Here is a 25276-nt window from a genome sequence, read left to right on the forward strand (position 1 = left end):
CATATTAAGTAAGATTGAGCTTTATATAGTCCGGCATTGCATTTATATTTGAAAGGTCATTCTCAAAAACTACAAAGCTGCCTTTTTCCTGAATCTCCTTAAATCCAGCAAATTTATATGTTACATACATTATTCTGTTTCGGTCAGTGGAATTAAACTCAGCATCAATACACAGTACTTGAGGAAACATATGCCTTACTTCATCCCTTTCAAACTCCTGGTCATCGACGAAGGCAATGGTGTCTATTCCTATATTTATTGACTTCGCGATGTTCTGTATAAATGAAGATTTTGTATTCCAACCTATTTGGGGATATAGAAAATATTCCGCCAAACCAAATTCCTCGAGCTTTTTCATTGCGACGTTATATTCATTTTTACTCGCAACAGACTGTAGTATTCCTCTGCTGTCCATTACTTTTATTAATTGAACAAAATCTTCATGCAATGTCACATTTTCATCCTCAAGTAATACTCCGTCCCACAGTGTATTATCCAAGTCCCAGACAACACATTTTATTTTCTTTACTTCTGTTTCACCCTCGGCCATATAACCCTCCCCCTAAACCTTGGTATTTCTAAAGGCATGGGTGGCAATCAGTACTTCGTGCATCTGAGTTGTGCCCTCGATAATCTCATTTATCCTTGCATCTCTGTAATATCTCTCAACAGGATATTCACGGGAGCAGCCATTTGCACCGTGAATTTGCACTGCATCGTTTGAGACCTTATTTACCATTTTTGAAGCAAAATATTTTGCATTCCATGTCTCCATAATAGAGTCAGGGTCTCCTACATCTTTTAAGTAGCCAGCATTAAGACACAACAGTCTTGCAGCTTTTATGTCGACAACCATTTCGGTTATCAGTTGCTGTATCAGTTGATTCTGACGTAAAGGAGCTCCAAACTGTTTTCTTTTTCTAGAGTATTCCAAGGACTCTTCAAGGCATGCATGCCCAAGTCCTACACAACCCCAAGCAACTGTATACCTTCCATAATCCAAACTATTCAATGCAACATGGGATAGACCAGTACCTATTTTCCCCACAATATTTGCTTCGGGTATACTGCATTTTTCCATAAAAAGCTCAGCTATCATCGAAGCACGGCAACCAATTAAACCTGTGATAGGGTTCGTTGAAAAACCAGGGCGTGTTCTCTCTACTATAAAGGCTGTAGCCTTGTCTTCACATTTGGCAAAAATGAGGAAAATATCTGCGACCTGTCCCATTGTCGTCCATTTCTTACGTCCGTTTAATATGTATTTGCCATCCTCACAAACCGCAGTTGTCTCAACACTTTTGGCATCACTTCCCACATTTGGCTCAGTCAGCCCGAAAGCTCCGATAACCTCACCTGAAGCCATCTTCGGTAGCCATTTTTCCCTTTGTTCGTTTGTCCCCCACCGCAGAATAGCTAAAGCAACCATTCCATGAACTGTCAGGAGACCTCTGATGGATGAACACGCCCTGCCAACTTCTTCATTCAGAAGTCCTATAGTAATCATATCCATACCCAAACCACCATACTCCTTTGGTATCATAGAACCTAAATAGCCTCTATCTGCCAATTTCTTAATCAGTTCAGGCGGAGTTCTCTCCTCCAGATCATTTTTTGCCGCATAGGGAAAAATTTCTTCAGTTGCGAAAGTGTGAAACGCCTCCTGATTGTCCAACTGATCTTTTGTCAGTTCAATTTTCATACTTTTACCCCCATAAAAATTATTTAGCTCCTATCCTTTATAACAACCATTTTGCTTACTGCTGACAAAATCGGCAATAGCCTGGATAGACCTAAAATTATTTATATCAAGATCCTCGTTTTCCACTCTTAACCCAAATTCCTTTTCCAAAAACATTACTAATTGCATCGCAAATAGAGAGTTTACAAAGCCAAGAGCAAATATGTCATCATTATCATCTAATTCATGCTTTCTAAAAAAACGATTAAGAAAAGTCCTTACTTTAATTTTTATTTCTTCCATTAATTTTTCTTGTATAATGAACACCTAAGGAAATTCATTATACTTTTCCTTTCTTTTTTTATTTTATATAATCAGTATAGACGCTGCCGATTAGTTAATTTTTCTACAGCAGCTATTTGCCTGACTATTTCCTTAGGAAACTCTAACCACGGCTCTATGTTGAGCGAAATTGTGCCTGTAGCATTTCTTGAATATAAGCACAAAGAGAATCAATGCTAGATGTAATAATAGCCGGAAACATTTTGTCCATCCTGCTAAAATCCGATTCAAATAGTATTAGTTGATTTAGTTGATTTTCCGGTAGAAATAAATACTGCTCCAATAATATTATCTATTGCAGCAGCTGGTTGTATGAATGATAGATGAAATTTTGATAAATGGAAAATGTTAAACATAACCCTGATTGGCATGTTTTCTATTATTGACCTCCTGACCTTTTATGTATTTAATTTAATTACATATGATGAAATAATAAAAATGCTTGTAGCGTTAATTCTTAATATCAGATGAGAAAACAAGATGCCACAACACAAATTAAGCCAGTTAATACCATTATATCCTCTTTATTCTTTGTGTCAACAAAACACTGCCAGATATATTTACAAATTCTTTGGTTTTTACTTATATCGAAACTTGTGTTCAATCTATAAGGATATCAGGTTTGTGCTGTCAGGAACGCATTAGGCAAAGTATGAGCTGTGCAGGATGTCTTTATGATAATGCCCCAATTAAGCACTATTACAGTAACCGGATAAATGAGAGTTGACAAACCGATATTACTTCCGTAAATTTTACTAATCAAGACAAAAAAGTGTGTACAATGTACTAATTTTTTAGTTACCATCATACACACTTCGCATTATTTTCTTGTGAAATTATACTTATATTCTAACTGGCAGCGCTCGGCATCCCTAAAGGTACCCGGCTTGCTGCATAGTCGCTCTGCCCCCTTCCGGTCGCATTGCTCCTTGCGCTGCGCAATAAACGCCTTCGCTTCTTCTGCCTTCTGGCAGCGCTCGGCGTTTATTCCCACTCAATCGTAGCCATACTTTCGCAAACCCTTTAAATACTGGGGTTTCAAATAAAACATCTTCTTTTGGTGGGGTTTATGGTGGGTATTATATCAAATTGGGGAGTATATCGAATTTGTGCTTTTACACTTTCCGATGTTGTTCCACTCAAAATAATAACGTGCCGTGGAAGAGCTTGCGGGAGTGTGTTGTTAGATGATGGTGTGTCAACTAAACTAAATTTTAGAATTATTATAAGTTGAAATACTATTACTTCTTCTTTTTTCTATTTTCTGATCATCACAAATCTCTTTTAATAACCTTGATAGTGATTTCATTTTTCTATGCTCACTATCAATTAATTCTTCTCTTATCGAAACATATAGAGATGAAAACATTATATATATTCCAATTACCATGAAAATAAATAATGTTGCAAAGATAAGTATTTCTAAAGCAGAATCAAAATCTTTAACATTTTCATATTTATATATCCAACTTAAAAAATTATTCCACAAAGAAATAAATAAGGCCGCAAAAAAAGAAGGAATTATAGGAAATTTAGTTTTTAAATTATCAGCTTCCACTAAAGCTCTATCCGATAATTCTTTTATATCATCTTCATTAACAACATCACATATATTATGTATATAATTTATTAAAAGCTCTTTTTCATGTTTTCTTATAACTCGTAATACGTCATTTGTATTCCATAAAACCCCTTTTCCCTCTACATTATAGACTCTTTTAACAGTTTTTTTTGCTTTTTTATTAACTATGATAAATAATAAAAGATACGGCAATAGTATTGAGGCAAAGAACCCAATTTCAAAATTAAGTTTATAAAAATATGAAATATATATGTAAATTGAACCACATATAAGTGGTAAAACTATTAAACAGTAAAACCAGAACTTAAAATGTTTGATAACTAAATTGTATATTCGAAGATCTTTTTTATAATAATCAAATATTTCATATAACATAAATTTTTCTCCTATCATTAATAGTTTTATTAGGTTATATCTCAATTCGACGTAGTAATTCCGTTTATATCACCTTTCATCTAACGTCCAGCACTCCCGGAGCCTGCAGCCCTAATGCTTGCACTCGGTGAGCGAGTTTGGCTGATCATAGTCTAACTTGGCTAGAAAGCACTCTCTTGTATCCAAAAAAAAATGAAAAGGCACTTGTTCTCTGAAGTGCATGTCTTTTTATAAATTTCCTTCTTCCTCTGCTGATATTGGCATTACTTCATCATTTGATTCTTTACGAATTGCCCTTAACTGAACCATCTTGCTATCTCCAAGTAAAGTTAATTTCCAATATGTTGATGTATCTTTTACACTTCTTTGTTTTTTACTCTCTGTAATTAGTCCTAAAGCTCTAAATTGAATAATACAAGTATCAATTTCAGAGTTTTTAAACTTAAAGTTAAAAAGCAGCGAATCTTTTAATTTTTCTTCTTTTAAAAATTCTTTCTTCGCAATTTCTTCAAAACAAACTTTAAAACTATGTCTAAGGTTATCTTCTGTAGTTTCACTTATCATACTTGGTGAAATAGCAGAAAATATTTGGTTCCAACTTGGTCTAAAAGTACCATTATAATTTGTTTCAACAAAACCTACTCTAGGCTTTCTTATTCTAGATTGAAAGCTACAGTGTAAATCTATTCTTTCATCATCTTGCATTAAAGCTTCAGAGCCTATTGGAGGTCTCATATTTGATTCATTTATTTCTTTCTCTAATTCACTCACTCTAGACTTTAATCTTAGAAGTTCTTCCATTGATGCTTGATTCAGCAGCTTATCTGCTCTCACCCAACCAATAGTAGGATATCTTTTTACTGCCGCTGTTAATCCAATAATAACTTTAGCTTTTAACTCATCTGCATTTGACCAGTAAACACAAGTATGTTTCTTTTCTACTTTTTCTCGGAATTCTTTTAGTTTATTCCATGCAACCTCATTTATTTCGGTCTTATCTCTCGACAATTCATCCGGATTTTTATGTAATAAAGGAATAACTGGTTTATTCGTTTTTAATGCATACTCATACTCCTTCTCAGTGTATCCAATACCTTTTTCATCTACTGATCCATAGCGACCTGCAATAATAAGAACATAATAATCAGATGCATCTATTACGTCCTTTATCAATTGCCATGCCGAGTCATCTGTAGCTGGAAAAAGTTCCATGCCAGCAGGCATATGATTTAATTCAAGTACAGATTTTAAAACAGCTTGCCTTTCTTCTTGTAAATCTCTAAAAGTTGAACTAATAAAAATTTGATATCTTTTTTCCATGATATATCCATCCTTTTTTATTTATACGTTCAAAAACTTTTATGTTGTAGTAAAACGGTCGCATTTCACATAACTATTCCTTTTACAAAATACTATGTGAAAATACCCACTGGTTTGTGTATTAGCGAAATACTTCTCAACAAACAATACCAGTATAATACAATTATACATATCCCTGTTAAGACGGACAATAGAAGAAGCGTAAAGATAGTATTAAATCGAAAGAAATTCTTTAATATAGCCACGCCTAAAAGGCTATAACACCCCCTCTCACTGTAAATGGTTCGCTACACCATTTTCCATTCGATAATATTTCGTTACACTATTTTTTCAATGATTGATTCCCATTAAAGTTGATTTTTGTTTGTTCAGCAGTTTTGATATCTACATTTCCAGTCATTAACTCGGCAATAGCAGTATCAGCTCCACTCCACATATGAGCATAATGCTTTAAAGTTATTTCAGGACTTGAATGCCCCATACGTTGCGATAAAACAAGAACTGAAACATTAAACTCGTTGATTAGATATGAAGCATGAGAATGGCGCAATCCTTTAGCTTGAATTTTCTTTACATTTGCCAATTTTGCATATCGGCTAATGATCCGAGCTATTGTTGATTTAATCATTGGCAACCCATCATAACTAAAAATAAAGTCATTTTCATTACCTAAGCCTATTTCTGATTGTCGTTTACGCCATTCTTTTAAAATGTTAATAGTATCATCATCCAGGGCAATTATTCTTTTCCCATCTTCAGTTTTAGTATACGAATTTCTTTTCCAGTCATTTCGCGTTTTAATAATTAGCATATGATGGACTCGTAACCGTTTTTTACTTAGATCAACATCATTCCAGTACAAAGCGGTACCTTCATTTACTCGAATCCCAGTCATATAATATATCCATAGCATTACAAAATTCAAATGCTCATAGAAATCGCCTATATAAATCTGATTAATTACTTTTTCAAATTCCTGTTTCGTCCAATATGGGATAACAGCCTTTCCTTTTGATATTGCTTTAACCTTTTTGGAAATATTGTATTCCAGATATTGCATTTCAACTGCCTTATCTAAACTCTTTCTAAAGACTCCAAAAATTAGGCTGGCATATGATTGAGAATATCCGGTTCCACCATTTTCTTGGCTTGATAATAACCATGTACGAAAGTTTTGTACGTTCTCAACTGAAATAGAGCGAAGGGGAATAGAGCCAAATCTATCAAGTAAAATTTCAAATGTAAATTCACGAGAAGCAAATGTACTTCCTTCAACATCAGTCTGATAGTAAGGCATATACACGGTTCTCATAAATTGCTCATAAGTCATTTTGTAGTTTCCATAACTATTGACCTTATGATATTCTCTCTTTAATCGTGTTAACTCTTTGTTAGCTTCGAATGCAGAAGAAAAAGGCTTGCCATTAGCGTCTTTTCTTCCTTTTTTTCGTATTCGCCTTCCTGTGATTCTATCAATTCCAAATTCTGATTGATAAAAATAGTTGCCCTTATCATCAACGTATACACCAGGATATTTTGTTGTTTGTTGTGTTTTATTTTCCATTAGAAATTACCCACTTCTGATGTGAGAGAAACGCCTAAAATGGATTCGACTACATCTCTCGGAACTCTGCCAAGTCTTCTGTTGTTGTAATAAGGACAACCTTTCTGAACCATGATTGCTTTTGCTTGTCTGATTAGTGATACTGCTTGATAATTTTTATAACCCAGCTTAATTAAATCATCTTTGCAAATAGTCGTACTCATCAAAACACCTCCTTTATTTTTACTAGTACTCATCTTTTCTCATGAACCAATTTTAGAGAATTGCTCCCCCCCTCCCCCTTTCCGGAAAGTCCGGCCCGGCTCCAGATTGTCGCCCATGCCTGTCGGCATGTCCGAACCGTGATGCTCCGCATCCCGGTCTTGAGGTCAGCGTCTTTGACGATGACCGATTGTGCGGAGATAAATAAATAAGCTTTTGCGCTATTTATTTATCTCCTCCTTGAGAATAGAAGTAGGATTGAAGTTACCACTTCAATCCTACCTCTATTCTCTTATTCCATCTGTGGTAACCAAAACAGCAAAAAAATTGATAAAATCGTTATATTTCGCTTGTAGGCCTGTACCAGATACAGGTGGTAAATCAGACCAGAGTGTATTTAACTACGGTTACCACCGAAACAAGTGTCTAAATGCCTCTACTAAACGAGCGAAAAAGCCAATATGCCCTGCTGACTTATAACCAAGATCGCCGTCAGAATGAACAGCAGCGAGCAGTATATATATTCAAAAACATTACCGGATGCTGTGCCGGTGCTCATAACTGAGATACACAATCTGGCATCTAAAACCTTGCATATGATTCTGTAGAAAGAAAATTTCATGAGCCTTTTATGAACTCCAATCTTTCTGAGTATGGTTGGGATTACCGATACAGGAACTCCGGTGTTTGTCAAAACATCTGCCAGGTAAATGTGACTAAAATAGCCTACTATAAATGCAGTACCCAATTGAGGAGCTTCAAAGATACCTGATATGTATACTGCAATGATCGAGTACAGAATAAAGCCTTCTATAGAGTGAAGAAATGTACGGTGCGGAAGTACTGCTGTTCCCAAAATCACTATGGCAAATATATAGAGCATTACGTGATTGCCGTTCTGAAGATTATATATTACCAATGCAATTCCGAATGTAGCATATATTATAAGAACTATAAACCTTTTTAATACTGACAATATAACATTGATAGTAGTTGAACATGTATTATAAATTATTGCAATCACAGGAATCCTATTAATAAATCTTTCACTAGCTATTCCTGCAAAAATGCAGGTAAATGCTATGAGGTAAGAAATAAAGTAAACTTGATCCATTGCTCCAAACTTCTGTATAATCCACGGTATATTATGCAAAATCAGATAACCTGACGAGAAACCAATGATAAATCTCAGTAATCTGTTCAGTATTCTTTCAAGGGAAGAAGTTATTTTTGTTACTCCAAAAGTTACAGGATTAGATTGGTTGATCATACTTCTTTCGGTATCAGAATCAACTATTAGAGCTCCCAGAGCAGCAGCTCCGATAGCGGCCAGCGAAATTTTACTGTTTCCCTTGATTATCGGCATGGAGGCCATAAACGGAAGGATGGAGAAAACCAGATAATACATAATACCAAGTCGGTAGTGGGTTTTTCCAGTCATTGTGTATCTTCCTCTCAGGTTGTATTTTATTTATTTGCCAAAATACTGCTTCAGGGCCTTTTCTATAACATCCAGAACTTGTTTTTCATTTGCATCCTTCTCAAAATACTTTGAAAAATTATTTGCCGGTAGTTTAAAATATGTAGTCTTGCTAGTTGGAGCTGAAATAAGTATGTTTTTTATCTGGATAAGATCAAGCTTTTTATTTTTGCTATAATACTTCATTTCCGCTGCCTGTGACATCTTGATATTTATGTCGTTGTCATTTAGAAATGTAGCAAGCAGCTCTTGTTCTGCCTTATTCAAGTAGCTGATCTCAACAGCAATATTAAATGCTATTTTGTTTTCATCTACCATATTTAATAAAGTCTCTATAAGGTATGTCATCCTCAGGTATCTCTGTACCTGTGAACCTGAATCACCATATTCCTGGCCAACAATATCCCTGCTCTTCAAGCCTATCGAATCATCATGCTTACCCTTACGCTGCATGGCCTCCAGCTTCATTTTATATCCATAGGCTTTTTCACTAATCAACAGGTCATCCCTTTGCTGAAAATTGCTGTCTACGACAATTATAGAAGCAGTGTCGTAATCGATATCCCTCACAATACATGGCACCTTATTCAATCCGGCTTCAATTGCTCCATTCCTTCTATTATGTCCTGATAGCGTCTGCAGCCCCTCTTTTCTGATAATCAGGGGGCTAATAATGCCAAGTAGCCTAATACTTTCAACCAGTTTTTTAAATTTGTCCCCCCTGTGGGGCTTGAAAGGATGTTCGGGAAAGTCATTTAAAGTAGTAGGTTCCAGGAACTGGATTTCAGACTCAGGATTTACACCAAGTAAATCATTTAATCCTTTGTTTGCATTTACCTTTGAAGCTAAATCAAACCTAGACATTCAAAATCTCCTCCGTTAACCCTCTGTATGCATGGGCCACTATATTATTGGGAGAATACTGAAGGACACTCATTCCTTCAATCGGTGCTTCTGCAACCTTGACCGACTTGGGTATTAGTGTTTGAAAAATTCTGATATTACAACCATAGTTCTTCTCAAGTATCTCCTTTATCTGACGGGATAAAATTGTCTGCCTGTTAAACATAGTAATAAGAATTCCTTCAATTTCAAGGGCTTTGTTAATCTGCCTCTTGATTCTGGCAATAGTTTGGACAAGTAATTCTAAACCCTTCAAACTCAAGAATTCTGCCTGAACAGGTATTATTACACTATCAGCAGCAGTCAAGCTGTTAACTGTCAGCATTCCAAGGCTTGGACAACAATCAACCAGGATATAGTCATATAAATCCCTGATACTTTCCAAGATCTCCTTGAGAACATATTCGCGGGACATAGTATTTACCAGTGCAAGTTCAACTCCGGACAAAGACATGTCTGCAGGTATTATATCTGCCTGCTCAGTCTTAATTATAAATTCCTGATTGTCCGGGATCCTGTCATTATTCATTTTTTCCAGCATTACCTCCGAAAGGGTAATCAAGCCGGCTTGCCGATCATTAATCTCCGTATCTATTCCGGAGCTCATAGTCAGATTGCCCTGAGGATCCATGTCTACCTTCAGAACCTTTTTACCCTTCTGAACCAATCCGTCTGCCAGATTGGATGCTGTTGTGGTCTTTCCCACCCCGCCCTTTTGGTTTGCAATCGCAATTATTTTACCCATTTTCATAACCTCACTTTTTAAAGAATCCTTTGCTGTGTCCTACCTCTCAGCTTTTTTGTTACAATCAAGCAAAGAGTGCCTAGTAACGGAGCTAAATACACATACATATTTGTATTTTTATAATATGCAGGATACTCAAAATACCCTAAATATACTATTGCTAAAATAAAATCATAGGGAATGTGTTTTAATGCATTTAGTGAATCCGAAAGGCTATCTGTCATTAAACTTAAGATAACAAATCCAATAATCTCAGTTATACTAAATAGAACTAGAAACATTTTGATTGTGTGTGATATACCCAAATCATTTATGAGTCTTATGTACCCCCTGACTGAATACCAGCCCAGGAACACCAACTGATAATAAAAGCTGAAATTATTCATCCCTGCGAACCCTTGCCTTCATGCCACTGTATAAAAAAGGATGCCCCAGTTCATTGCAATAAAAGTAGTAGCCGGTAACGCCACTCCTTGTGGTATGCTCCACTCTTCCTGCATACCATTCCCGGCTTTCATTGTCGAAAACCTCTAAATAGTCCCCACAACTAAACGAATAACCAATGCCTTTTCCGTTATCATTCCTTATTAATTCGAATTTATCCAGATGAGAATGTTCAAGCAGTTCACCCTCAATAGTTTGCATGGAATATCTTTTCAGCTTATATACAGCTGTGCCCATATTTTCTATAACGTTTTCAAGTATTCGATATGCCTGTTTGTTCTCAAATCCTTTATTGTCGTTTTGTCCTTCTTCCCAGAAGCTTTCAATTTCGGACTTTGCACTTTTCAATCGTTCCAATGCCTTCAGATAATTACTATTCATATTCAATCCTTCCTTTCTAATAATAATCTTTTGTGCAGCACATCCATGCACTGGAATTCCAAAACAAACAATTCCAGTACATGATCTATTGCAAAAAATAATTAGTTTTATCTCAATAAAACCTTGCCGGTTCAAACTTTAATTTTCAAGTTCCTCGCAGGGGTTTAACCTCTTGGCTCCCTCCGGTATTTTCAGCAGGAATCCATGCCCGGTATATTACCGGATTAATTTAGTGTGCATCGCTGATAAGGTAAATAAAAGAACATCTATGCAATACTCTCTACACTAAAACACAGATTTAACGGCTGTAGAACCAGCTCCATACGCTACCGAATATTTCCAATTGTATTGACTGACACTTTCAGCACCTATACAATATATTTGATAGCATATTTATGTTGTCAAGGATCATAGGGTGGGCGGCAGCACAACGTGTGTGAACAGTGTGTTGGTTGTCGCCTTCTTCGTTTTCATAAACTGCTATTGCAATTTGGAGGAAAACGCCCTATAATGAAAATATAGTGGTTGCTTTGAACGGCACCTAAACAACTTTATAGTTTTTTGTAGAAACTATCGGATACTCAGTGGTTGCGACACTGGGTATTTTTCGTTGTATGGGTCTTATAACAATTCTTCTATCAGTAACCTTTTTAAACTTGATGCTGGATACCAGCAAACCTCCAATGAAGAAGCCACCTATAAAACCAAGAATGAAAACCTGAATGACGTGTGCGGTAGTATAAAGCTGCATAGCCCCACCTCCCTTCACTTTTAGTCAAAATACTTTTACTTACTTTTGTCGGTCTCCTGTATACTATCCAATTCTTTACCTTCTTTTTGATCAGTAAGAGAATAGAACTTTGTCCAATCGTAGCCGTACTTTTTGAAATTTAATGATTTAGCAATTAATTTTGCGGTATGTGGTTTAGGTGTTCTATTTCCATTTTCAATATTAGTATAGTGAGAGCCTGATATACCTAGTTGATTAGCTAGTTTTTCACACGAATCATATCCGCTTTGCTTTCTTATCTCTCTTAGCCAGTTTCTAGTCATTAACTGTTGCTCTCCTTGTAATTCATTTTGAATTATTTATTTATATTGTAATTCTTTTCGAATTATTAGTCAACTATTATTTTCCATATAATTCATATGAGTTTCTTTTTGAATGATTTTTAATATTCAAAAAGAATGAATGTTAAAATAATACATGTGGAGGATTATCTATGAAATTTAATGAGATATTAAAAAACCTAAGATATGATATTGACTTAAATCAAAAGGAATTGGCAAATAAATTAAATATTAATCCTGCAACATATAGGAATTACGAAAATGGAAATCGTGAACCTGATTTTGAAACTCTAATTTCTATTTCAAAGTTTTTTAATGTTTCAACTGATTTTCTTTTAGGGCAATCCGATATTAGAAACTATGAAAGCTTTAGTCAAAAAAAACTTGAAGAACCTGAAATTCCAGATGATGAAAAACAACTGCTTAATTCATATAGAAAATTAAGCTCAGAGTTAAAAGCAGAAATCAGAGGGGAAATTAAGGGAATTTTGAGAACCAGCCAAGAACAATCAGCTTCTTTGGAAAGTGAAAGTAGCATCAACAAAAAAATAATTTAGTTTATATTAATATGTATAGGAAATAACGTGTGTTCAACTTGGACACACGTTTAAAAATACACTTAGGAGGAAAATTTATGAAAAAAAGAATGCTAGTTCAAATTTTAGCAGGTATTGTTATTGTCTCATCAATTCCATTAATGACATCTGGTGCATCAACCAAAAGAAAAATCGATGTAATTTATCAGGGAATTAAAGTAGTAGTTGACAATGTTGAAAAGAAAATTTCCCCAGAACCATTTATTTATAATGGAGAAGTATATGTTCCTGCAAAGGCAATCGCTGGAACTCTAAACAAAAAGTATACCTTTAAAAATAATAAAGTATACATCAGTAATACCGGTTCAGCAGTAAAAGAATACAGAGAGATTGATTTAGCAAAAAAACCATACATAAGTGCTGATTCCGGTGAACTTATCAAAGTTGAAACAATAGGTGGCAAAGTTCCATCTACCAATATCTATTATAACCCAATCGAACAAGATGGTACATATACGTTGGTATATGCATTAAACGGACTAGCTAAAAGCCTGTCTTGTAATGTTGGGCATCTTAGTCAATGGGGGAGCGACACACCAGAAATGCAATTTTCATTTTATGATGAAAATGATAAGCTTTTATACTCCACTGGCATAATGAAAAAGGGAATGGATTTGTTTCCAGTTAACTTTAATGTGATCGGTGCCCTGCAAATTAAAATTAAAATAACAGTTAGTGGTTCGGATAGTATCTATGGCTCTTACCCCGGTCTGAAGGATTTGAAAATATTAACAACAGATTATTAATCGGTATCAAAACATGTGTCCGAGTTGGACACATGTTTATTTTATATTTAGTTGGAAGGGTATTTAGAATATGACGTATTAAGCCGCCAATTAATGAGTAAATGAGGAGTTTATTGTATGAGTGTTGATATTGTTCGTTTGAGAAGATTATGTGATGAAATGGCTTTTACTATTCTTTGTTTAGATGATATTAATAATATTGATATCCATTTGCTTTCAAATGAATTTTTTAAGATATCAAAATGCTACTTAGATTATGCAAAGGAATTTGGTTCAGATGATGATTTTATTATAAGAGCTGTTAATTATCTTTCATATACACATGCTATTCCTCCTTGCGGGAAAGATACTTCTTGGTTTAGTAATGGTTTATCAATATTGTTTGAATTATCATATCCGAATACTTTACATACTAAAGAATCCTCTGCAGTAATGGCAGATATAAAAAAAGGAATAAATAATTCTTTGAATAATTTACAGTTGGAGAAATAGAAATATCCAGTTTACTTGGAAATTAATTTATTATGTGCAAAGAATACTATAAATTTTTATACATAAATAATGAATTTATATAATCACGCTTTTACTTTTTTACCGAAAACAATAATTATAAGAAATTAAGATAATTTGACTTTTCTGCATATACTCTTTGTAATAACATAAAGCAAACGTCTAAAAATAGATACGAATCGATTTAAAGTAGTTCTGTGTGAGGTGTTTTTAATGACAGAGTTTAGTTTAAAAGAATACAGAAAGAATCCCCAAAATGCTAAGGAAAAAGTGTTTTTTGAATTTTTGTTTGAAAGATTTGGCGGTTTAGCATACGATGACGAGGAATTTGATAGTGAATTATTTACTATTTTTGACGAAGAGCATTTGATAGAGAGTTTTGAATATTATATAGCAAAAAACCATATTACATCCCAACAAACAGCTGAGAATTACATTACTAATATTACAACTTTTTTTGATATGTTATCTAATGATTATAATATAAAAAATGAAATATTTGTTAACAAAGAACTATATAAAAGTTTCCTCCTAAAAACAAAGTATATAATATCCAAATTGAATGAAACTAAAAGTAAGGATGTTGCCACAAGTGAGCAATATGAAGTATTAAATTACTATATTGATAACTTTCTAAAAACGCTAAGCATAGAGGATATTTATGATGAAATCAATAAATTTTATGATAAAAAATATTCAAAGAAAAAGGTTTACATTAAATCCTATAATCGTTTTGTATCAAGCATAGCAACTAAATTAGTTATGAAATATGCACTCGCAAATAGAAATATAGCCTATTTAGAGTTAAAGGATTTAGATTTGAATTATAAAATCCTCCATGTAAATGGGTTTGAACTACCGCTTGACGACCAATTAACCAATTTATTACAAGAATACATAAAGATTAGAGAGCAAGTCTTAAACATACATTCTAAACAGAAGAGTACACTATTTATTAAGGCTGATGGAGAACAATACACATTTATTTCTCGAAATGAAGAGCATGTAGATTGTACAAGACTTTTTAAAATAATGAAAGATTGCACGGGTGGTGTTGCATCAGATTTATATGCCTCAAAGCGGATTTTAGAAATGCTTGACAAAAGAATAGATATGTCTATTGTATCTAATTTAAGTGGAAGGACCACAGATAAATGCCAAGAGTTATTTGTTAGTAACCTCAGTGGGGGAGCCGATAGATTAATTCAATTTCTTAAGCAAGAAGATGAAATTATTCCAAAGAAAGTAGCTGAAAAGCAAAGCGATTATATAAGGTGTCCTTTTTGCGGAAGAGAAAAAAATGCGATTAGTGAGGAATGGATTTTAGTCCAGTTTGAAAAAGACGGGAAAAAATATATAGCTTGTAAGGGGTGCAAAGGAAATAATGGAAAGTTCCGCTTATAAAACATTTGAATTAGAAGATGAGTTAAGTCTATATATAAATTATAATGGCGTGTTAACCCTTGCAAGTGAAAGTAGGCCGGATAGCCATAGTAATAATTTGCAAAATAATGAGGAAGAGATTGATACCCAAATAAAAAAAGACTTTCTTGATGATATATATGGTGGCTTAGATATACCAGAAAGCGAAACTCAGGAAGTACTTTATGATAGAATTAGGAGATATCAAAAAATAGTAAATAGACTTAAGTTAGAATATAATTATAAATGCCAATTATGTGGAGAAAGTTTTCTTATTGATAATGGCAATTATTATTGTGAAGCTCATCATATTAATATGTTATCTAATGGAGGCTCTCAATCACCCGAAAATGTTTTAATTCTTTGTGCAAATCACCACAGGATGTTGCATTATGCAAGTAAGTTCTGTTTTGTTGGAGAATTAATTAACGATAAACGGAGCATTAAAATTGAAACACAAGAATTCATAATACAATATAAAAAAGCGTTTTTTCACGACCAGAACATTTCAGAAAAAGACATTTAAGCATAAAAAACCTTGCTTTTTACATCGTTAGAAGACTGAATTATAGCAGGTGAATATATAAACAAAGAGACAATCCTACAAAAATATGCGATTGTTGTCTCTTTGTTTATTGAGATAATTAAAAAACCTGTCTGTACCCCATACCCTTCAAGAAAACAGTGACATATTGGAAATAGCCGAATCGGATATAACAGAACATCAATCGTTTTATAGTGCTGGGATAAAATCAAGTTGTACGACAAGGTTGTCCAGATATGTCTAAATATGCACCAGCCCCAAGGTATCCCATAAAGGGACGATCCCAAAATTGCTTTGTACACAAAAACCAATACAATCGCCTAGTATCATACATTAGTTTTTGTCGTTAATAAATTTATTATTGGCTAATAATCTGAAAGTACCCCCTGTTTATTCCTGTTATTTGGCATAGGAAATGAAGTATTGTCTTCGTTCCAGTAATAATATCATCACAGTTATTAAAGATTTTCAGTAATTCCGAATCTATAATTTTCTTTTCTTGTAAATCATATTCCATTAAAACAAAGTCAAAAAACCTTAAAATATCATAGTACCCTAATGGATTGTTCGTAATCCTCAAAACTAAATCATAAAACGCCTCAAAGTAGCTTGGTGGATTCAAGTTGAATTTGGGATTCTGCTCTGGCGGTTTAAAGTCAGGTATTTGTTTTTGAACGATACTATATGCTGTTTTAAATACTGCCTCTATAATTTCTTCTCTCTTTTTGGCTGAAATCTCACTGGATATTAATCCGTCATAAACTGTAGACTTTTTTTCTTCATCAGGAAAATAATATAGTTCTTTGCATATATTTAATAGTGCATGGACAAACAAGCTTACTAATTCATAAATCGCCCATTTTAAATTAGTAGTCTGTTCTTTTGTAAAAGAGATATCTGTTACTTGTGCAAGTTGCCTTATTGCAGTTAATGTCTTTTTAATTCTAGTATAATTATCATATGTCCAGTAATCACATCCAATAAAATCAGCTATTTTCCTAAATGGCTCATTTGATGGTGCATTCAATTTTTGGAATAATATTAATTTATTACCCTGAGTATTGGGATTCCATGAACCCCTCCAATCATTAGGCTTAATAGCATAATCTGATTCAAGTTTCTCTATCGACTGTAAATCTAATACTTGAATTCCTGATTTCCTTGCATATTGTTTTGTTGAGTTCCTTACTCCACCCTTCACAAAGATAACACTATCAACATTAATAGTATTCATAACCCCTTTAATCCAAGAAATTCTTTCAAGAGGCCTTGCCTGTCCAGACTTGCAATCTGCCCAAATTGTTCTACTTGTAAAATCTTTATGTATATACGTCCCAAATACATCTAAATCGGTTATTGTATCCGCTAGATCATCTTGTGTAGTTTTAATAAGTATGCCTACTTTAGAATAGTACCCCATAGCAAACAACAATCTCTTTATACGATACTCAAGTAGGCTACCACTACTCACTTGCAGATTATTTATATTTATATTTTTATTTTTATAATTTTTCACTTTACTGTTCTGATGTTTTTTATTTAGAGGTATTTGTCCTGAGGTTTTTACCTTACTTCCCTCAGGTACTTTTTTAGTTAAAGTAACTACTTCTGAATGCATAATATTTCTTACTTCATCTGCTTTTACCTCATTAGTGTTATTGGTATGTTCAATTAAATCTAGTTGTAAATTATCTTTGCCTTCAGTATTTTCATTTGTCATTTATCACACCTCCTACTTCTATTATAATAGTTCATCTCGTAAAACCCTACTCAAATAATCTTCTGCTTCTTTAATATGTTCAGGAGACTCACCTAACTTTATTCGTGTTTCCTCAGCAGTTATAAATGTACCCGTATCAAGTACTGAGCTAAAATCTTCAACTTCAGTATCAACTTTAATATTATAACCTGCATTCTCAATAACTTTTAGTGCTTCTAATGCAACATCCTTTCGTACAAGTTCCAAGAAATATCCCGTCCTGTATCTACCCAGGTAACTATTCCATACTGATTTATGTACAACTTTTACTATACCCTTCTTCTCGAGTAATGTGTAATCCGTCGCATTAGCATCATGAGGACCAATCTCCCCATTACGAATGAGTATATTTAAAAACTTTACTGCATCAGTTATCTTTGAATATGGAGTGTAATTCTCTCCAAATCTTATTGAAGCTAATAAAAGTTTAACATCATCAAGGATATCATCATTATATGTTAATGGTTCAAGCATATTCGGACTAAAAACAAATTCTTTTTGAATTCCTCTGCTTGAAATTATTGTTATCGGGTTTATCATTCCGGTCTTTTTTGCCAGTACTAGTAATGACTCGTCTAATGGGGGTAATTTTTCAATCGGAAATCCCTGAGTTTCCCTAACTATCTCAACTACTTCTTTAAGACTCTGCTTTTTACCTAACTCAAGACTAGACACAGCCATCGCTATTTTTTGATGATTAGGCCCCCAAACATACTCGTTGCTAATAATAGCATCCTTACTTTGGGATTTACTTAATTTTTGTATTAATTTAAACTGAGTCTGTAATGCCAGAGCTAATTCTATATCGCGTTCTGCATACCCTTGTTTTACTAAAAGTTGTATCAAGTCGTTCTGGAGATAAGGTATCTTTTTGGTTTCATCCATAGTGTTAATTGCAATTCTCTCCAGATCCGAAGGATCCTGGTTCTCAAAGACTTGTCCAGCAATTTCTAATACATCTTGGTTTGAAAATATATACTCTGATATTCCAGTAATATACCCAGAAGTATCTCTAATAATTTCTACCTTTTGGTCAGATGCCTCCTCCAGTTTGGGTAATATTACTAGATGTAATTCATTTTTCTGAATTCCCACCGATCCGGCCATTTTCTCAAGTTTTTTTATTTTATTTATCTCACGATTACCTCTTATAACTCCTAAAAAACGGCCAGATTTGCCAGCAGTACTCAAATTATCGATCTCATCTAGGTTTGAACTATCTGTTGTAAATCCTTTTATATGCTTGTGAGCTGCAATTGCCCAGTACCCAGATTTAATGTTATCCTCATTTGCCATTATTATTCCTCCAATACAAAAGCTTAAAAGCAATTTATTACCTTATTTACAATATTATACAATAATTATTATTATTTTTATATATGCTTTAGCTTTTTAAAGGTTGAAATAAATTAGATAAATTGCTAATATCGGTTACTACTCCCCATGCCTTTCACTCCCGGAACACGTGCTCACATTACTGAAAAAACTGTCAAAGTATTCCTCCGGATAGTCCCTTTGCTCAAAGTTACTCCTGTTGCTTTTCTCTGTGGCAGACTTACCTGATCTTCCCTGTGTCTGAACCATGTACCCTTGTTCTACTGCCGTAACGAAAAAGCTTTCAACACTACCTATCTTCTGTGAGCCGACAATACCGGCCCAATTTTGCAAACAGTACTGAATCTTTTCAATACCCTGCTTGTTCAGAAGCTTGTGAAGTACCTTGAGATTCACATTACCTCCGGTTGTTGAGTCAACTTCCTTTTTGAGATTATTAATATCTATACTGTCATCAACAACAACATCTGTTTTTGAATTATTTTCTGTTGTTGTTATAAAAGAATTGTTTATATTATAAAAAGACTTGTTTATATTAGTACCCGATTTTTCCGTGCACGGTAAATCCGTGCACGGAAATTTAGGGGACGGCTCCTCCTTCCCCGTACCCTGATTTTTAGGGGACGGTTCTTTGTCATGTTCAGTTACCACATTTTTATGTTTTTTGCTGCTTTTCTTTTTCTCAAGTTGTTCTACCATCTCCGGATTAGCTACCGGATGACTTGTGAGGGTGTATATGTTGCTCAAAAACGTACCCTTGCCATTTTTACGCTGTTCTACAATTATGTAGCCATATGCCTTTAAAAACCGGAGGTGCTTGTAATATGTATCTTCACTTATATCCAGATCTCCTAGAATTCTTTCAACGGACGGAAACGGCTGTGATCCTCCACCTGCATAGCTGCAAAAATATGCATATATTGCTTTTGCTTGTATTGTCAGTTTTCTGTCCAGCATTACAAGTTTTGAAATCGTGCCGAAACCCTTTGAATTTACGCCTTCGGTTATAAGTATATCTCTAAAATTATCCATAATTATCCTCCAGTTTATATTTATACGCACAACAAAAAACAGCCCGTTTTCAGGCTGTTTCAGATTTATTTAAGAAAACTCAATATTTTACTGACTCTGCACATAAATCAGATCATCCGTAGCTTTACCCCTGACATAGAAAACCAGTCTTGATGTATTACGGCTATCCCAGGTGTCGATCCATTTCTCGCTTCCATAGGTTGACGCACCTTTCTTCGTTACCAGGTCAAAGCTTACAAAGGTTTTATCATCCGTTTCCAGTGGAATAACCCACTCAAATGTATAAGTGTTTCCTGAGGTTCTTGTTAATTTAACGGTATCAGTGTGTGTTTCCCCTTTGATAATATAGTGTATTCGAAATGCCGCATAATCCGGTTCACCCTGGATATCAATCCTTCCTTTTACCTTGTAACCGGCCTTGATATATGTCCTACTGTGGCCCACCAGGGAGAAATAATTTATCGGCATTTTTATGGCAGGGATATCCGTGTTGTTTCTCCGTGGATACCTGTCGATTTTGCCATCCCGGTTATCATCAATGCCCTTGCTTGTATCAAAATAATAGGATCTCCAACCTAGATCCAGCATCATTGTAACTGCAAAACCGTATCCCTTGATACCTACGAATTTATAGTCTACATTAATTGTTTCACTCATTCCCGAAGGAAGCCATGCTTTAAATTCAGCACTTCCAAACTTACCATCCGGATATGCTCCATCAGTAATATCAAGTCTAAATTCCCATGTCTTTACCGATCCTGAATCAGATATCAGCTTTATATTTCCGGAATCCGAAGTGTATGTATGACCTTCGAATAATAATTGGGTTTTTGATACATATTGTGATGTTGTAAACTTAAATACATTTGTATCACCTGTATTTATCTGTGCTGCAGCTTCCTTGCCGTTTATATATCCTTTCAGGTTTATAGGGGTTTTTACCGTGACCGGAAAAGCTATGGTCTTGCTCTGTTCTGCATTGGCTGTTATCTTAAAGAAATAATTACCGTCTATAAGGGTATCAGGTATATTATAAGGTATACTGTTCCAACTGATGTCATTTCCGCTTTTAACGCCTGTATCTGTACTGTAGCCGATATTTTTAATACCTGACACCTGAGTTCCACTTAAATTGTACAGGGCCATTGTCAAATACGGATTTGACGGATATCTTGTCCATAAATCAAAGACTTCTAGGTCTTCACTGGCCGGTAAGGTGACAGGAGACGTTGGGTTTCTGAATACTGTTTTCAGTGCCCGAAGTTTGGCTTCAAACTGCATCGGAGGTGTATCGGATAAGGTAAATGAAGCCTCCGGGACATCTGTATAGGTTGTTCCGTTTATATCCATGGTAAAAACATCTGACCAAGTGTTTTCTATGTCCTTTACATAATATCTGATTCTATATGTACCGGGGCTCAGATTGTCGGGTATTGTATAGTTCCATTCCCCGCCTTCTTTTTTCCACATAATTCTTCTATCTGATATTCCTTTGTCAGTTTTGGCTCTGGTAATATTATGATCCAGATCATAGCTAAGATCCTTCCAGGTTGTCTTATAGGTATTTGTAACCCCATCAAAATCCCAATCCAGTACTGCCTTGGCAACAGGCTTTCTGTGTACATATATATCAACCTCTGTAGCTCCGCTGTAATAGGAGTAATTATCTCCATATGCACCGGAGGGCTTGTCTTTTACCCTTCTGTATATCCGGTACTTTCCTACATTTGAAAATGAATTTTTTATATCGTCTTTCCATCCTGAATCAGCGTTTAAAACTGTTTGGGTTCCGGATTCCTGTCCTGTGGGGTTATCAAAATAGTCCTTGTCATGTACATATTGCATTTCTCTTGAAACTATTTCATCTTTTTCAAGGTCGTCTTCGCCCACATTCAGGGTAAACTGTTGATTCTGAAGAATAAATATCTGTTCAATCTCCGGGGTTTCCTCTGAAATGTATTCCAGAGCTTCATTCAAAATCTCCTGAACTGTCTTGCTTGTTGAATCTATATATTTAGCACAGTCAGGATATTGCTTCAGTATGGCGGGTGTTCCTGCCAGAATAACCTTTGCATCTGTCTTTGCCAAAACTGAATTAAAGTCTGAAATATCCGATATATTACCATCACTTATATATATGATGTATTTACTGCTTTTCCCCCGCCACGTATCTGTGTAAGGCTGCCGTACATATTTATATATAGTACCGCTGTAGTAGCCTGTATAGTTGGCAACCCACTGCATATTGGGAACCCAGTAGGAAACTGTTCTTTTTGCAGTTCCGGAATATCCTGACCAGGATCTTGTCCAGTTAAAATATCCTTCCCCATGAGTAGGGTTTATGGGATGTCCGCAAGGAGTACTTGTGTATGTATAATTCTGAATGTACATGTTACCCGAATAACCTTCTCCATCACTGTAGGAAATGCTGGATGAAGGGGTTGAACCACCATACCCATGTCCGGAAGCATAACCACCACCTGAACTTATAGTCTTGGTCTCAATTCGGGTTTCATAATGTCCAAAATCATGATAACCGCCGTTGTCTGTTACACTTGTCCTTTGCAGCTTGCCCGAATAACCGGCACTGGTAAATGAGATTTCTTCCGAAGGGTAATTTGTTCCGGTATTGCTTGATATACTTGCAGGGGTTGAATATTCATAGGTTTTCATGTCCCATATATTGACGTTGGGAATAATATTTCTGCCCAGCAATGCATTTTCCATTGTCACTCTGTTGCTGGCAATATATTCGTATTTATCCTGTGCTAAGTCCTTATCCCTCATGATATACAAATCTACGTTAGGTCTTTCAACGGGAGCATCCACGTATATATCTGAAAGCGGTTGGTAGTTGTCTACCCAAAAATCACATTCCAGACTTGCTGACTTTTTATCCGATTCGGTAACATACTGAGATAGCGTATCCTGACCATTTACACCAACAAACTCATCCTGGGCGTATATATAGAATTTGTAGTATCCAAGCTGTGTTGGAGAATATTCTGGGAAATCACTAAGACCATTCCATCTCTGAATCAGTGTGTCGACACTGCCGTTGTCGTCACTGTCATACCACAATTCTATTCTGGCACTTGCTATTTTGTCACCATCTGTACTGTTGACGTCATAGTGCCAGGCACTTATCTGATCATTTCTTGTTACTATGCTGTCAGATAGGTTCAGCTCTATATTCGGAGCAATATCCTCAAGTACCTGGAATTCCACTGTATATGGGTCAGACCATTTTCCCAGGGTGTTTTTGCACTCCAGCGTCAAGGAGTATGAACCCGGCTCTTTATATTGCAGTTGCTTTTTTAAGTCGCTATCAGTACCTTTGTACAGTTGTGAAGTACCACCGTATGACCATCTGTATTCAACTATTGGATATTTGTCCAGAACCAGTTGTATGTTCCCGTCAGCAGAGATATTTTCAACATTTATTATCCGGTTTTGCTTCCAGGAGTTCGAGGAAAGCTTAAATTGTGCAATAGGCTTTGTGGGATATACATACACATAATCCGTTGATACATATTCAACCACGGCAGCACCAAGTATCTCCTGCTTTTTATCTTCCGGTATCCCCGTCAGTACAATCTTGCTTTTATCAAGGATGTATCTGCAGATAACTTCTGCAAAGTATCCGTTTTTATCGGAAGTAGCCGGAAAGATGTAATATCCTGAAAAGAATTGGTCATAGTCAACGGCTTCCCCATTAACGTACAATTCAGTACTCTTGACTGCTGACATATCCGTATTGTCTGTAGCGTCCCGGAATAGAACTGTGTCAAATGCCACTTCACCGATGTGATTATGTATTTCAAGTGTAGGTATATCAATTACTAAGGATTCTTTTTTTGCAAGTGCTTTAAAATTGTTTGTAAGAAATTTGTTATTGCCTTCTGCCGTCTGAGTGTGGGTATCCTTATATACTACTTTTGCAGTAGCTTCCACTGCCAATAGATATTTATCCCCTGACTTTGGCAGTTTTTTTATGTCTGCTACAGTTGTTTCTATTGTAATAGTTGCAGTACCTTGGTTGTCCGCAGCACTCTTTGGTACTATCGTAACGGCTTTCTTTTGCTCATCAGTAAGTGTAAGGCCCGGGATTTTGTCTAGGTTTAATTCCCAGTTTTTTATATCCTGTCTTGTATAAAATGCACTTCTTGTAACAGGATCTTTGTAGTAGTCACTGTCTTCCAAAACTCCCTGTACTGTAAATTGAAGTTTTACTTTTTGTTTATCCATTTCTCCGTTTTCAGGTATGCTTGGCAAGGGAGAAGCAAGTGTGACATAGCACTTTATCGGCAAGTCGTACTTGTTATTTTTCAGTATTGGTATTGAAAACGTCTGATACCAGATAGAGCCGTTTGGCCTTATGTGCCACATCTTTCCGCTGCCGGAATACTGGATTGTCGGAGCCGACTGTACATATAGGTATTGATACACATTTGGGTCGTAAACATTGTTTCCGTTGGGTATTCCCTTAAATCCGTTTACCGAAGAAAAAGTTCGGAACATCCAGTTTCTCAAGCTTTGCACTATAGTCCTTTGATAACGGTTATTTATGTTATATGCTCCATCATTGTAGGTACTTATTTTTGCTGTGAGTGCTTTTTTAACTTCATTAGAAGCACTCCAGGGCTCCTTTACCCAGTTTCTTTCTTTAAATGAAGTCTCAGTTGCAACATTTATCATCCACATATTACTGAATACTTCTCCATTTACATCGAAGCCCAGGTACTTCCACTCTCCCCGGTTGGTCTTGCAGGTATCACCATGTGTTTCAGGGTTCTGTTCCTTGCCTTTGCATGTAATTCCGTTTGGTTTTAAGAAATATCCTCCGTCATAATAAATATCAGGCTGCTTATTGTCCAGGTCACTATGTATCTGATATCCGCACTTGAAATAGTTTCCTGCCACGCACTTGTAGCTACCATATACTACAAGGTTTTTTTGTGTGAACATCCTGTAGTTGAGATAATATGTATTAGTACCCTTTTTTATTGAAAATGGCACCGCACCTCCTCCAGGAAGTGTAGGTAATTGGTTGTTCTTTTTATAACTGTCGTATGTAGTCCGGTCAAAAAACTCTATACCGCCCTTTTCATATTTCAGGGATGTATAACTTCCTGTTGCATTTATCTTGAAAATCACAGGAAAAAAAGCAATAAAAAAAGCTGTACACATTATCATGCACAGCACCTTAACTAATCTGTTATTCAATTAAATCACCTTCTCAA

The 25276-nt window shown here is 35.3% G+C and carries 22 protein-coding genes; 5 read left to right on the forward strand and 17 right to left on the reverse strand.

Features of this window, described 5'->3' with window-relative positions:
* Positions 1 to 4 precede the first annotated feature (4 nt).
* From L323_RS30650 to L323_RS30715, 13 genes are all read right to left on the reverse strand, one after another.
* The gene (locus L323_RS30650; RefSeq protein ID WP_020815483.1) at positions 5 to 550 is read right to left on the reverse strand and encodes an HAD-IIIC family phosphatase; all 546 of its coding nucleotides are present in this window, start codon (positions 548 to 550) and stop codon (positions 5 to 7) included.
* A gap of 12 nt (positions 551 to 562) precedes the next feature.
* Entirely contained in the window at positions 563 to 1702 is a 1140-nt protein-coding gene (locus L323_RS30655) for an acyl-CoA dehydrogenase family protein (protein WP_020815484.1), read from the reverse strand.
* A 30-nt stretch (positions 1703 to 1732) separates the two neighbouring features.
* A complete protein-coding gene (locus L323_RS30660) occupies positions 1733 to 1984 on the reverse strand; it encodes an acyl carrier protein (RefSeq protein WP_020815485.1) in 252 nt (83 codons plus the stop codon).
* Between the two features lie 1246 nt (positions 1985 to 3230).
* Complete coding sequence (locus L323_RS30665) at positions 3231 to 3980, reverse strand: hypothetical protein (protein ID WP_020815487.1); 750 nt, start codon at positions 3978 to 3980, stop codon at positions 3231 to 3233.
* Positions 3981 to 4208: 228 nt separating this feature from the next.
* A complete protein-coding gene (locus tag L323_RS30670) occupies positions 4209 to 5300 on the reverse strand; it encodes a DUF4062 domain-containing protein (protein WP_020815488.1) in 1092 nt (363 codons plus the stop codon).
* Between the two features lie 322 nt (positions 5301 to 5622).
* Positions 5623 to 6864, reverse strand: coding sequence for a tyrosine-type recombinase/integrase (locus L323_RS30675; protein ID WP_020815489.1), 1242 nt, complete (start codon positions 6862 to 6864; stop codon positions 5623 to 5625).
* Positions 6864 to 7067, reverse strand: coding sequence for a DUF3173 domain-containing protein (locus tag L323_RS30680; protein WP_004621635.1), 204 nt, complete (start codon positions 7065 to 7067; stop codon positions 6864 to 6866). Before L323_RS30680 ends, L323_RS30675 begins: the two co-directional genes overlap by 1 nt.
* Before the next feature lie 437 nt (positions 7068 to 7504).
* Positions 7505 to 8506, reverse strand: coding sequence for a metal-dependent hydrolase (locus L323_RS30685; protein WP_020815490.1), 1002 nt, complete (start codon positions 8504 to 8506; stop codon positions 7505 to 7507).
* A 30-nt stretch (positions 8507 to 8536) separates the two neighbouring features.
* Positions 8537 to 9409 (reverse strand): ParB/RepB/Spo0J family partition protein, encoded by an 873-nt coding sequence (locus tag L323_RS30690; RefSeq protein WP_020815491.1) that lies wholly within the window; start codon positions 9407 to 9409, stop codon positions 8537 to 8539.
* Positions 9402 to 10193 carry a ParA family protein gene (locus tag L323_RS30695; protein WP_020815492.1) on the reverse strand — a complete coding sequence of 264 codons (792 nt, stop codon included), beginning with the start codon at positions 10191 to 10193 and terminating at the stop codon, positions 9402 to 9404. Before L323_RS30695 ends, L323_RS30690 begins: the two co-directional genes overlap by 8 nt.
* Before the next feature lie 378 nt (positions 10194 to 10571).
* The gene (locus L323_RS30705; protein ID WP_020815494.1) at positions 10572 to 11018 is read right to left on the reverse strand and encodes a DUF5348 domain-containing protein; all 447 of its coding nucleotides are present in this window, start codon (positions 11016 to 11018) and stop codon (positions 10572 to 10574) included.
* Positions 11019 to 11559: 541 nt separating this feature from the next.
* Complete coding sequence (locus L323_RS30710; RefSeq protein ID WP_020815495.1) at positions 11560 to 11769, reverse strand: hypothetical protein; 210 nt, start codon at positions 11767 to 11769, stop codon at positions 11560 to 11562.
* Between the two features lie 35 nt (positions 11770 to 11804).
* Complete coding sequence (locus L323_RS30715) at positions 11805 to 12071, reverse strand: helix-turn-helix domain-containing protein (RefSeq protein ID WP_020815496.1); 267 nt, start codon at positions 12069 to 12071, stop codon at positions 11805 to 11807.
* 170 nt (positions 12072 to 12241) lie between these two features.
* On the opposite strand from L323_RS30715, the gene L323_RS30720 reads away from it, so the two are divergent.
* The 5 genes from L323_RS30720 (at position 12242) to L323_RS40570 (ending at position 15889) form a co-directional block, all read left to right on the forward strand.
* Positions 12242 to 12646: a helix-turn-helix domain-containing protein gene (locus L323_RS30720; protein WP_020815497.1), complete on the forward strand. Its 405-nt coding sequence runs from the start codon at positions 12242 to 12244 to the stop codon at positions 12644 to 12646.
* Between the two features lie 77 nt (positions 12647 to 12723).
* Complete coding sequence (locus L323_RS30725; RefSeq protein WP_020815498.1) at positions 12724 to 13431, forward strand: hypothetical protein; 708 nt, start codon at positions 12724 to 12726, stop codon at positions 13429 to 13431.
* A gap of 117 nt (positions 13432 to 13548) precedes the next feature.
* Positions 13549 to 13923 (forward strand): hypothetical protein, encoded by a 375-nt coding sequence (locus L323_RS30730; RefSeq protein WP_020815499.1) that lies wholly within the window; start codon positions 13549 to 13551, stop codon positions 13921 to 13923.
* A 231-nt stretch (positions 13924 to 14154) separates the two neighbouring features.
* Positions 14155 to 15345: a hypothetical protein gene (locus L323_RS30735; protein ID WP_020815500.1), complete on the forward strand. Its 1191-nt coding sequence runs from the start codon at positions 14155 to 14157 to the stop codon at positions 15343 to 15345.
* The gene (locus L323_RS40570; protein ID WP_020815501.1) at positions 15326 to 15889 is read left to right on the forward strand and encodes an HNH endonuclease; all 564 of its coding nucleotides are present in this window, start codon (positions 15326 to 15328) and stop codon (positions 15887 to 15889) included. Before L323_RS30735 ends, L323_RS40570 begins: the two co-directional genes overlap by 20 nt.
* A 376-nt stretch (positions 15890 to 16265) precedes the next feature.
* Here L323_RS40570 and L323_RS30745 read toward each other — a convergent pair whose 3' ends face one another.
* The 4 genes from L323_RS30745 to L323_RS30760 form a co-directional block, all read right to left on the reverse strand.
* Entirely contained in the window at positions 16266 to 17627 is a 1362-nt protein-coding gene (locus L323_RS30745; protein WP_020815502.1) for a hypothetical protein, read from the reverse strand.
* 21 nt (positions 17628 to 17648) lie between these two features.
* The gene (locus tag L323_RS30750; RefSeq protein ID WP_020815503.1) at positions 17649 to 18962 is read right to left on the reverse strand and encodes a hypothetical protein; all 1314 of its coding nucleotides are present in this window, start codon (positions 18960 to 18962) and stop codon (positions 17649 to 17651) included.
* Between the two features lie 138 nt (positions 18963 to 19100).
* Positions 19101 to 20033 (reverse strand): helix-turn-helix domain-containing protein, encoded by a 933-nt coding sequence (locus L323_RS30755; protein ID WP_020815504.1) that lies wholly within the window; start codon positions 20031 to 20033, stop codon positions 19101 to 19103.
* 87 nt (positions 20034 to 20120) lie between these two features.
* Positions 20121 to 25259, reverse strand: coding sequence for an Athe_2463 domain-containing protein (locus L323_RS30760; RefSeq protein ID WP_020815505.1), 5139 nt, complete (start codon positions 25257 to 25259; stop codon positions 20121 to 20123).
* Positions 25260 to 25276 lie beyond the last annotated feature (17 nt).

It is taken from the genome of Ruminiclostridium papyrosolvens C7 (genome assembly GCF_000421965.1).
GTDB lineage: Bacteria > Bacillota > Clostridia > Acetivibrionales > DSM-1351 > Ruminiclostridium > Ruminiclostridium papyrosolvens_A.

Coding starts and splice junctions, on each gene's coding strand:
- L323_RS30650 (WP_020815483.1), bottom strand. CDS start 550: ATGGCCGAGGGTGAAACAGAAGTAAAGAAAATAAAATGTGTTGTCTGG.
- L323_RS30655 (WP_020815484.1), bottom strand. CDS start 1,702: ATGAAAATTGAACTGACAAAAGATCAGTTGGACAATCAGGAGGCGTTT.
- L323_RS30660 (WP_020815485.1), bottom strand. CDS start 1,984: ATGGAAGAAATAAAAATTAAAGTAAGGACTTTTCTTAATCGTTTTTTT.
- L323_RS30665 (WP_020815487.1), bottom strand. CDS start 3,980: ATGTTATATGAAATATTTGATTATTATAAAAAAGATCTTCGAATATAC.
- L323_RS30670 (WP_020815488.1), bottom strand. CDS start 5,300: ATGGAAAAAAGATATCAAATTTTTATTAGTTCAACTTTTAGAGATTTA.
- L323_RS30675 (WP_020815489.1), bottom strand. CDS start 6,864: ATGGAAAATAAAACACAACAAACAACAAAATATCCTGGTGTATACGTT.
- L323_RS30680 (WP_004621635.1), bottom strand. CDS start 7,067: ATGAGTACGACTATTTGCAAAGATGATTTAATTAAGCTGGGTTATAAA.
- L323_RS30685 (WP_020815490.1), bottom strand. CDS start 8,506: ATGACTGGAAAAACCCACTACCGACTTGGTATTATGTATTATCTGGTT.
- L323_RS30690 (WP_020815491.1), bottom strand. CDS start 9,409: ATGTCTAGGTTTGATTTAGCTTCAAAGGTAAATGCAAACAAAGGATTA.
- L323_RS30695 (WP_020815492.1), bottom strand. CDS start 10,193: ATGGGTAAAATAATTGCGATTGCAAACCAAAAGGGCGGGGTGGGAAAG.
- L323_RS30705 (WP_020815494.1), bottom strand. CDS start 11,018: ATGAATAGTAATTATCTGAAGGCATTGGAACGATTGAAAAGTGCAAAG.
- L323_RS30710 (WP_020815495.1), bottom strand. CDS start 11,769: ATGCAGCTTTATACTACCGCACACGTCATTCAGGTTTTCATTCTTGGT.
- L323_RS30715 (WP_020815496.1), bottom strand. CDS start 12,071: ATGACTAGAAACTGGCTAAGAGAGATAAGAAAGCAAAGCGGATATGAT.
- L323_RS30720 (WP_020815497.1), top strand. CDS start 12,242: ATGAAATTTAATGAGATATTAAAAAACCTAAGATATGATATTGACTTA.
- L323_RS30725 (WP_020815498.1), top strand. CDS start 12,724: ATGAAAAAAAGAATGCTAGTTCAAATTTTAGCAGGTATTGTTATTGTC.
- L323_RS30730 (WP_020815499.1), top strand. CDS start 13,549: ATGAGTGTTGATATTGTTCGTTTGAGAAGATTATGTGATGAAATGGCT.
- L323_RS30735 (WP_020815500.1), top strand. CDS start 14,155: ATGACAGAGTTTAGTTTAAAAGAATACAGAAAGAATCCCCAAAATGCT.
- L323_RS40570 (WP_020815501.1), top strand. CDS start 15,326: ATGGAAAGTTCCGCTTATAAAACATTTGAATTAGAAGATGAGTTAAGT.
- L323_RS30745 (WP_020815502.1), bottom strand. CDS start 17,627: ATGACAAATGAAAATACTGAAGGCAAAGATAATTTACAACTAGATTTA.
- L323_RS30750 (WP_020815503.1), bottom strand. CDS start 18,962: ATGGCAAATGAGGATAACATTAAATCTGGGTACTGGGCAATTGCAGCT.
- L323_RS30755 (WP_020815504.1), bottom strand. CDS start 20,033: ATGGATAATTTTAGAGATATACTTATAACCGAAGGCGTAAATTCAAAG.